The following is a 10,357-nucleotide window of genomic DNA, read 5'->3' as shown; positions in this document are numbered from 1 at the left end:
GGTTATATTGCAAAGCAAAAAACAGGCCAATGTGATTATTTTGTAACAGGATTGTATAAAAAATAGATTAATATTAATCATTTAATAACCAACATTAATAATTTCAAATTAATTTTATTGTTTTATTTTAATAATGTGATTAATATCACATTTATGATTGTTGTTTCTGTAATATACAAAATAAAGTGTGATAATTATCATAAATTGGTGATGAGATATTGTCTTTTATGATTATGTGAGGGGTTAGGGTTATCCATGCCAATCTTGCTTCTTATCTGCTGCTCGCTCTGCCAGAAGATCACTTAACCTAAATCCTTCATAATCATATGGGATAAATAGCATGATTTGTTGGTGTCATTGCTCTTCTTGGGAAAGGAGGAGCAATAAAAATATCAATGGGTTAATCAAGCAATGCTTTCCAAAAGGAACCGATTTTAATGAAATCTCTAAGCAGGAAATAAAGTTTGTGGTAAACCGATTAAGTAATTGCCCCTGAAAAACTTGGGGTGGTAAAACATCCAATGAATTATTTATAAGGAATACGGATATGTTTACTTCCAGAGTAACGATGTTGCACTTATTATGTGAATCCAAGCTATTTAAATGTTTTTTATGTAATATAAAGTCAAATTATATCTGATAAACACATTATATTTTTATCTTATAATATAGATAAAATGAAAGTGGTCATGTAAGTTAATTACTGGCTTGATAGTGATATTTAAAATTAGCCATTGTCAACTACACTAGGTATTAGTACAGTAAGTCTAATTAAATTGCCTTAATAACCTATCGTTTAATTTTATTTTTTAATAATATATTTCCCTCTATTTTTAAAATATGTTGTACAGTAAGGTATAATATTTGTGTGTTAATATTGCAAGACAATAAATATGATAGAGAGATAATCATTTTATGTTGAAAAATTAACGGTTAACAGAGAAGGGGGAATTTGTGATCTGCTTATAAAAATGTGCCAATATAATGGCTTTTCATTATTTCATTGATGTACGTCAATGCTATTGTTACCTGTATCGTTTAATAGAAGTATTACTTCAACAGAACTGATGGATATGCCATGTCATTAAAAATAACTGTACTCCTGGAAAATAAAACATCTGATTCACATTTGATAGCTAAGCCTGGTCTGAGTCTTTTACTTGAGGATGGTGAAGAGAAGATAATTTTTGATACCGGCCCAGATGGTAGCTATCTTGAGAATGCAAATAGGATGGGAATATCTATTGATGATATATCCAAAATTGTTATCTCTCATGGGCATTCTGACCATATAGGTGGTGTTAACTATTTTCCTCATAATGCTAAATTAATATGTCACCCTGATGCATTAAGCGAGAAATATTATGGTGTCATGTTCAATAAAAAGAGTGTCTTAAAATTCAAAAAAATGTCGGGTAAAATTAATAAAAGAGTTAAGAAGAGAGTTTTATTTCGTTTGACGAAATCGCATATGAAAATAAGCGATCGATTTATTTTTTCAGGAGAAATAGCAAACAATCATCGTAAATCCTACGGATTAATTAGAAAGAGCTCTTGGGCTAATGATTATATATTGGATGATAGCGCGTTAATTTGGAAAAGTGATAATGGACTGGTGATTATCATTGGCTGTGGTCATTCTGGTATTTGTGAAATTATTAACCACGCTAAAATGATTACGGGTGTAGACAAAGTATGTGCGGTAATAGGCGGATTACATTTAAGGAGAGCATCGCCGACAGAATTATTGAAGATCAGAGAATTTTTCATAAAAGAGGATATACAAGAGGTTTATGGATGTCACTGTACTGGTCGCTGGGGAAGACTTTGGTTACCGAATGTTAAACAGTTGAAAACAGGGCAGGTATTATTAGTAGAGTAACATAATGAAATTTATTGAGAAAATGGATGTTCATCAGGCTATTACCCCATTTGCGACAGCGTTGGGGTTAGGGTTTTATTCATATTTTATAGAAAATAATTTGTATAATCGGTGTTTCACTCAAGTCATTATTGCCACTTTTGATAAAAAAGTGGCACTCTATTTACAGAGTACAGAGTACAGAGTACAGAGTACAGAGTACAGAGTACAGATTAATGGTAATTTCTGCATCAGAAGTTAAATGTGTTTTATTTATATGACTTTTTATTTGTTATAAATATCCTATTGAGATAATGATTAGTCTTAATAAATGGTTAATAATGTATTAAATAAAATGTTAAATATATATTTATTAAAGTTATTTATTGCTTTTATTGATTGAGATAATTGATTTATTAAATAATGGTATATTGAAATCGAGTGTGTTTAATCCGATAGTGATATTTATAGTTGGTACGATAATGATAATTTCTTGTTTGTTAAACTTTATTTCAATGGTCGATTTTATATTTTTTTATTGTTTGTAAATTATTAGACAGGTGGTGCGATAAAGAGTTATCTCCGGTCACTGAGGGAAATGACGAAAATTGGTTTTACTAGATATATAGAGTTCTTAATGGAAAGTTGAATCGATAAATTTAGATTTATTTATCGTCTCTGTGATGTTTAATTCGTTAAAATAACAAGCTATTATACGAACTTAATGTCTGTACGTTGCCTAATGTAAATAGGTGGTATATAAGCTGATCACAGGTATATCGTTGATTATATCTGTTTGATTTGAATTTAATGTATTGATTTATACCCTATGGATTTCAAGATGCATCGCGACGGCAAAGGAGCGAATCCCCGGGAGCATAGATAACTATGTGACCGGGGTGAGCGAGTGCGGCCAACAAAGAGGCAACTTGAAAGATGACGGGTATATAAAGTTATTCATTAAATCCAGCCATCAGTTGGTTGGAGTTAAGACAGGGGTTATGGTTATGAATCAAGGTCAATTCTGGCAACGACCAGGAAGAAACAAGCGTTATTTGGCGGCGATTTTAGCGTCTTTGCTGATGCTTTCTGGTTGTGACCAATCTGATAGCACTGATAATAAGCAAGCGGCTCAATCACAGTCCACTAAAATTCAAAGCGAGAAAGCATCTCAACAATCAAATATTCCACCAAAATCAGTAAAACAGAAAGACGCGGCGTCATTGGCTGAATTAGCAAAACGTTATGCCGGTAAACCGGTGAAGATTCTGGATGCTTCCGAAGTTCAGCTTGATGGCGCCAGTGCAATGGTGGTGACATTTTCTGTTCCTTTAGATCCAAATCAGGATTTTGCTCAGAATGTCCGTTTGGTCGATGTCAAAGAGGGTAAGCTTGATGGCGCCTGGGAACTATCAGATAACATGATGGAGCTTCGCTTGCGCCACTTACCGCCCTCCCGTGAGTTGCAATTGACTGTAGATAAAGGTGTTAAAGGTATCAATAATCGTCAACTCGAAACGGTTTATGAGAAAACCATGACAACCGCGACGATTTCTCCGTCTGTCGGTTTTGCCAGCAAAGGCTCCTTGTTACCCAGTAAAGTCGCTGAAGGTTTGCCGGTATTAGCACTGAATGTAAATCGTATTGATGTTAATTTTTTCAGGATCAAAGAGACAGCATTGCCCGCTTTTATTGCACAGTGGCAATATCGCAATAATATGAGTTCTTGGGAATCTGAAGAGATGCTCAAAGGCGCGGAACTGGTTTATACCGGCCGTTTCGATCTGAATCCAACACTGAATACCCGCGAAAAATTACTGTTGCCATTAAGTAATATTAAAGAGTTACAGAAAGATGGCGTTTATCTGGCGGTGATGCAACAAGCGGGTAAATACACCGACACTAATCCCGCGACAATGTTTACCTTAAGTGATATTGGTGTTTCTATGCACAGCTATCTGGATAGGATGGATGTGTTTACCCAATCTTTGGCGCGAGGTAGCAGCTTAAAAGGGGTGGAAATACGGCTGTTGGATGAGAAAGGGCAATTATTGTCAAAGGCGACGACGGACGATGATGGACACGTCAGCCTGGAGAAAAATGCGAAAGCGAAACTATTGCTCGCTACTCGTGACCACCAAACCAGTATGATTGATTTGGTATCACCGGCGCTGGATCTGTCTGAGTTCGATATTTCTGGCTCACAAGGGTACAGCAAACAGTTTTTTGTTTTTGGGCCTCGTGATCTCTATCGTCCGGGTGAAACGTTGATTGTTAATGGCCTATTGCGTGATGGCGATGGCCGCGCAGTGAAAAGTCAGCCGGTTAAAGTGGATGTACTGAAAACTGATGGTCAGGTAGTCCATAGTTTTGTCTGGCAACCTGAAAACGGATTGTATCAATATCGTTATGTGATCCCTCCCTCAGCGGCTACCGGCCTCTGGTCGCTACGTTTTGATTTGGGTGATAACAAACCCCGTTATTACAAGTTTAATGTCGAAGATTTTCTGCCGGAGCGTATGGCGCTGGAAATTAGCAGTGAGTCGCAACCGGTGATGAAAGACCACGATGTGGATTTCGCGATTAACGGCCGTTATCTATATGGAGCGCCTGCTGCATATAACCGCCTGCAAGGGCAATTATTCCTGCGTCCAGCTCGTGATGCGGTAGCAAAATTGCCTGGCTATGAGTTTGGGGCGGTTACAGAGGACAATCTTAGTCGCACATTGGATGAGTTTGATCTGGTTTTAGGGAATGATGGTAAAGCCGTAATTAATGTCAGTGCCGACAACTGGAGTTCAGTCTCTTCGCCGGTAAATGTCATTGTACAGGCCAGTTTGCTTGAATCGGCCGGCCGCCCGATAACTCGGCGGGTTGAACAGGCCGTTTGGCCGACAGAAAAGCTGGTGGGTATCCGTCCGCTGTTTAATCAGAAAGAGATTTATGACTATCGCGTAGGTCGTTATCAAAGCCGTTACAATGTGGATGAAAATTCACTGGCGCAATTTGCGCTGGTGTATGCCGATGCCAATGGAAAAAAATATGCTGCTAAAGATTTAACCGCCCGTCTGGTTTATGAACGCCGTGACTATTATTGGCGTTGGTCGGATGGTGAAGGTTGGCAATCAGGCTATGACCAGAAAGATTTGGTGATGGCGGATGAGCATATCCAGATTGCTCAAGATGGCACCGCAAAGGTTAGTTTTCCGGTTGATTGGGGTTCGTACCGTATTGAAGTGGTTAATCCAGAAAATCAATTAGTGACCAGCGTTAATTTCTGGGCCGGTTACTCATGGCAGGACAATACGGGTGGCACAGGGGCTGTTCGCCCTGATCAGGTGAAATTGTCTCTGGATAAACCGGCTTATCGGGTAGGCGAGAAAATAAAACTGCATATGGTCGCGCCACAGGCCGGTAAAGGTTATCTGTTGGTGGAATCCAGCGAAGGGCCGCTTTGGTGGCAAAAAATTGATGTGCCAGAACAAGGTTTGGATGTGGAAGTGCCAGTGAATAAAGAGTGGCGTCGTCATGACCTTTATTTAACCGCTGTGGTGGTGCGTCCAGATGATAAATCTCGTCAGGCGACACCGAAACGGGCCATTGGCGTGCTGCACCTGCCGTTGGCTGATGAAAAGCGTAAACTGGATTTAATGCTATCCGCACCGGAAAAAATACGTCCGAATCAAAATTTGACCGTTAAAGTCAAAGCGACGCCACAGCAAGGGCGGAAATTACCTAAGCAGGTTAATGTGCTGCTTTCTGCTGTCGATACAGGGGTGTTGAATGTCACGAATTTTAAAACCCCGGACCCCTATGAGGCTTTCTTTGGTCGTAAGCGTTACAGCGTCGATCAATATGATGTCTATGGTCAGTTGATTGAAGGTGAAGGCCGTCTGGCGAACCTGCGTTTTGGCGGTGATGGTGATGATAGCGCCCTTGAGCGTGGCGGTAGGAAACCATTAACCGAAGTTAAGATTATCGCTGAACAGGCACAGTCAGTGACATTGGATGAAAACGGCGAAGGGCAGATCGTTTTGCTAATCCCTGATTTCAATGGTGAGTTGAAGCTGATGGCTCAAGCATGGAGTGAAGATGAGTTCGGCCACGGAGAAAGTAAAGTTGTCGTTGCGGCGCCGGTGATTGCACAGATGGCATTACCTCGCTTTATGGCCGGTGGTGATAGCGCATTGTTGTCGTTGGATTTGACTAACTTAACTGAGCAGACGCAAAACTTGACCTTGAACTTTGCTGCTGATGACCTGATTAGGTTAGAGGGGGATGCTAGCAAAGAGATAGTACTGGAAAAAGGCAAACGTACCACCGTGGAGATCCCGGTCACAGCGCAGCACGGTTTTGGTCAAGGAGAGGTTTCCCTGACGATTAATGGTCTGAATCTGCCGGGTGAAAATGTGAAGCCGTACCAAAATAGTTGGAAGATTGGCGTGCGTCCGGCGCAGCCAGCGGAAACTGTTCTGTTCGCTAATGTTATTCATCCGGGGGAGGAGTGGCAGATGCCGTCGGATGCCTTGTCGGGTTTATCACCAGAAGGAGCCGAGGGGCAGTTGTTACTGAGCAGCCGTCCGCCGTTACAGATTTCACGCTATATTCGTGAATTGTACGCTTATCCGTATGGCTGCCTTGAGCAGACGATCAGCGGGCTTTACCCGTCACTCTATTCGAACAAAGCAGAGCTGAATAGCTTGGGCATCATGACGGAAGATGATGATAAACGCCGGGCAAGTATTGATGAGGGAATTATTCATCTGGTCAGTATGCAACGTCATGACGGTAGTTTTGCTTTATGGGATAAAACCGGTGATGAAGAGTATTGGTTAACGGCCTATGCTGCCGATTTTCTATTCCGTGCAAGTCAACGGGGTTATAGCGTACCTAAAGATGTGTTGACTTCTGCCAATAATCGTCTGTTACGTTATTTACAGGATAAGAGTGTTATTAACTATCCCTACAGCCAGGATCAGGAAGCAATGCGATTCTCGGTTCAGGCTTATGCCGGCCTGGTGCTTGCAAATCAACAGAAAGCGCCATTGGGTGCTTTGAGACAAGTTTATGAACGCCGTCAGCAAGCAGGTAATGGCTTGTCGCTGGTACAACTGGGCGTCGCACTGAAACTGATGGGGGATAATACCCGAGCAGATGAAGCGGTTCATTTGGGGATCAGCAAAAACCGTAATGATGATTTAGATTTAGGTGATTACGGTAGCGCCATCCGTGACAACGCAATGATTGTCGCGCTGTTGACTGAAAATAATATGTTGATAAAGGAACGTGATGAGAAATTACTGGCGCTGTCTGATGAATTATCATCTCGCCATTATTTTTCAACTCAAGAGAGTAATTCACTCTATCTGGCGGGACGTTTCTTTATCGATGTATTGGTGCAACCGTGGAAAGCGGTGTCTAATCAGTGGGATTCACCGATAAGTAGGGACAAACCTTATAGTGAGACGCTGTATCCACAGGATATTTTGCAAGGCGTCAATATCGATAACCTTGGCGACAGCACGCTCTATTCACGAGTGAATGTGGTGGCCTACCCACTGCGTTCTCCGCAACCTTACGCTAATGTGCTGAAAATTGAGCGTAGCTATTTGGATATAAAGGGTAATCCAGTTGCTATTGAACGTCTGAAAAGCGGTGAAATGGTGGTTGTGAAATTGGTGGTTAGTTCAGATAAACCCGTATCGGATGCTTTGGTTGTTGATTTATTGCCTGCCGGTTTGGAACTAGAGAACCAAAATTTGGCTAACAGTAGTGCTAAGTTGAGTGAGAGTGCCGCTAATCTGCAAGAGTTGATTGGCGATATGCAGCAGGCGACGATTCGCCATATGGAATATCGTGATGATCGATATGTGGCGGCAGTCGCGGTTGATCCTTCTCAGCCAGTGACGTTGCTCTATTTGGCACGTGCTGTAACTCCGGGTGTTTACACCATTCCTGCGCCACAGGTTGAATCTATGTATGTGCCTTACTGGCGTGCGGTGGGTTCTACACCAGAAAAACTGGAAGTTGTTCGCTAAAGTCTATCCGCCCTTATGCTTTGGCGTAGGGGCGGATTTCTCACCAGGTATCCATTGATGAAGAAAACGCATCGCCTTATATGGCTGATCGTGCTGTTGTTGTTTCTGATCCCGGCGGGTTTATGGTTGGCGGATAAAATTTGGCCTCTGCCACTGCATGAAGTCAAAATGGCGCGTATTGTCGTGAGTGAGGATGGTACGCCGCTTTGGCGTTTTGCCGATGATGAAGGCGTTTGGCGTTATCCGGTGACGTTGGATCAAGTATCACCGGAATATATTCAGGCATTGCTGACTTATGAAGATCGCTGGTTCTATAAACACCCGGGTATTAACCCGATTTCTCTGCTGAGGGCTGCCTGGCAGGATATTCGGGCAGGTAAAATTTTATCCGGCGGCAGTACTCTGTCAATGCAGGTCGCCCGGTTGATTGATCCCCATTCACGTACTTTTGGCGGCAAGTTGAAACAGATCTGGCGTACTTTGCAGCTTGAATGGCACTATTCTAAAAACGAAATTCTTGAGATGTATCTGAACCGTGCGCCGTTTGGAGGGACGTTACAAGGCGTCGGTGCGGCGAGTTGGGCGTATTTAGCGAAACCGCCCTCTGAACTCTCTGCGGGAGAGGCGGCTTTACTGGCTGTTTTGCCACAGGCTCCCAGTCGTTTAAGGCCAGATCGCTATCCTGAACGGGCACAGGCTGCTCGTGATAAGGTGTTGCAACGGTTGGCGCGGTATAAAATCTGGCCGGAAGAGAAGGTTGCTGATATTCGCCAAGAGACGTTGTGGCTGGCTCCTCGTCAGGCGCCACAGCTTGCCCCGCTTCTTGCCAGACGAATGGCGAAAGGCTCTCGTCAGGAGATCATTAAAACAACCCTTGATGTGGGATTACAGCGCCAGCTTGAAGATATGGCGGTGAATTGGAAGTACCAGTTACCAGAAAAAACGTCGATTGGCGTGTTAGTGGTTGATCATACAGACATGGCGGTGAAAGCTTATATCGGTTCGTTGGATCTGCGGGATGATAGCCGTTTTGGTCATGTCGATATGATAAGTTCATGGCGTTCGCCGGGATCAACCTTGAAACCATTTCTGTATGCAATGGCGCTGGATGATGGGTTAATTCATGGGGAATCACTGTTACAGGATGTGCCTCGCCGCTTTGATTATTACCGTCCGGGAAATTTTGACAGCGGCTTTCATGGACCGGTGAGTGCCAGTGAAGCGTTGGTTCGTTCACTGAATTTACCCGCCGTGCAACTGCTTGAAGCCTATGGCGCTAAGCGGTTTACCGCCAATATGCGTAATGTGGGAACGGTATTGCGTTTTCCTCCCGCTAGTGAACCTAACTTATCATTGATTCTTGGCGGCACGGCAGTTCGGATGGATCAACTGGTGGCGGCTTACACGGCGTTTGCTCGTCAGGGGAAGGTTTCTCCTCTCAGATTCACTCCACAACAGAAATTGCGTGATAGACAACTTTTTTCCCCCGGCGCGGCATGGATAGTGAGACGGATTATGGCTGGAGAGGCTTTGCCGCAACCTGATGATGTGTTGCCGGCACAGGTGCCGCTGGCCTGGAAAACCGGTACCAGCTATGGCTACCGTGATGCTTGGGCTATCGGTTTAAACGCGCGTTATACCATTGGTGTTTGGGTTGGCAGGCCGGACGGCACACCGGTTGTCGGGCAGTTCGGCTACGCGACGGCGATTCCCATCATGAATCAGATCAATAATCTGTTACTCGCTAATATGCGAAATGGGGCTAAACGAATCCCTGTTGATCCCCGCCCAGTAACTGTTAGTCAGGCCGTTATCTGTTGGCCGGGAGGGCAGAGTTTGCCGAAAGGAGATAATAATTGCCGTCAGCGTCGTCTGAGCTGGATACTGAATAATACCATTCCGCCTACGTTGCCTGCGGTAGGGCAAGAGGCCATTTCGGGTATTAATGAACAGGTATGGTTGGATAAAAAAGGTTTGCGTGTGGCCCCGGATTGTCCCGATGCTCAGCCTAAAAATATCGCTTTATGGCCAATTACTCTTGAATCATGGTTACCAGCACAAGAGCGTCGGGCGCAGCGTCTGCCACCGGCTAATACCGAATGTCCACCGTTGAAATCAGATGAGGCGCCCTTGTTGATCGTGGGTATTCATAATGGAGATGTGTTAAAGCGACTCCCCGGTTTTAACAGCCTTGATTTACGTATGACGACTCAAGGCGGTAGTGGTGGGCAGCAATGGTGGTTTCTAAATGGAGAGCAGGTAATGATCACAGAAAAAAATCAGGGATTTGTTCAGACTTTAACTCAACCGGGTAAATATCAGCTTAGTGTTTTGGATTTGGGTGGACAGGTTGATGCTGTCAATTTTACCTTGAAGTAAACGATTCAGGTAAAAGTGTGATTTGTACGAAAAAATGGTAATTTTCGCTAAGGAAAATTTAATGGAATGTTATGTTTTC

At 43.2% G+C, this 10,357-nt stretch carries 3 protein-coding genes and 1 pseudogene; all 4 read left to right on the top strand.

Annotated elements, in window-relative coordinates; all coding sequences use genetic code 11:
• Positions 1–361: 361 nt before the first annotated feature.
• Positions 362–566: pseudogene (locus Phpb_RS24925) on the top strand (IS30 family transposase); the annotation flags it as partial.
• A 512-nt stretch (positions 567–1,078) separates the two neighbouring features.
• Positions 1,079–1,882, top strand: a complete 804-nt coding sequence (locus Phpb_RS12450) for an MBL fold metallo-hydrolase (protein ID WP_065390598.1) — start codon at positions 1,079–1,081, stop codon at positions 1,880–1,882.
• Positions 1,883–2,868: 986 nt separating this feature from the next.
• Complete coding sequence (locus tag Phpb_RS12440) at positions 2,869–7,899, top strand: alpha-2-macroglobulin family protein (RefSeq protein ID WP_065390603.1); 5,031 nt, start codon at positions 2,869–2,871, stop codon at positions 7,897–7,899.
• Positions 7,900–7,956: 57 nt separating this feature from the next.
• Entirely contained in the window at positions 7,957–10,278 is a 2,322-nt protein-coding gene (gene pbpC / locus Phpb_RS12435) for a peptidoglycan glycosyltransferase PbpC (protein WP_065390596.1), read from the top strand.
• The last annotated feature ends 79 nt before the right edge of the window (positions 10,279–10,357 follow it).

The organism is Photorhabdus namnaonensis (genome assembly GCF_001684335.1).
Classification (GTDB): Bacteria; Pseudomonadota; Gammaproteobacteria; order Enterobacterales; family Enterobacteriaceae; genus Photorhabdus; species Photorhabdus namnaonensis.
This window is presented reverse-complemented; position numbering and strand designations above follow the sequence as displayed.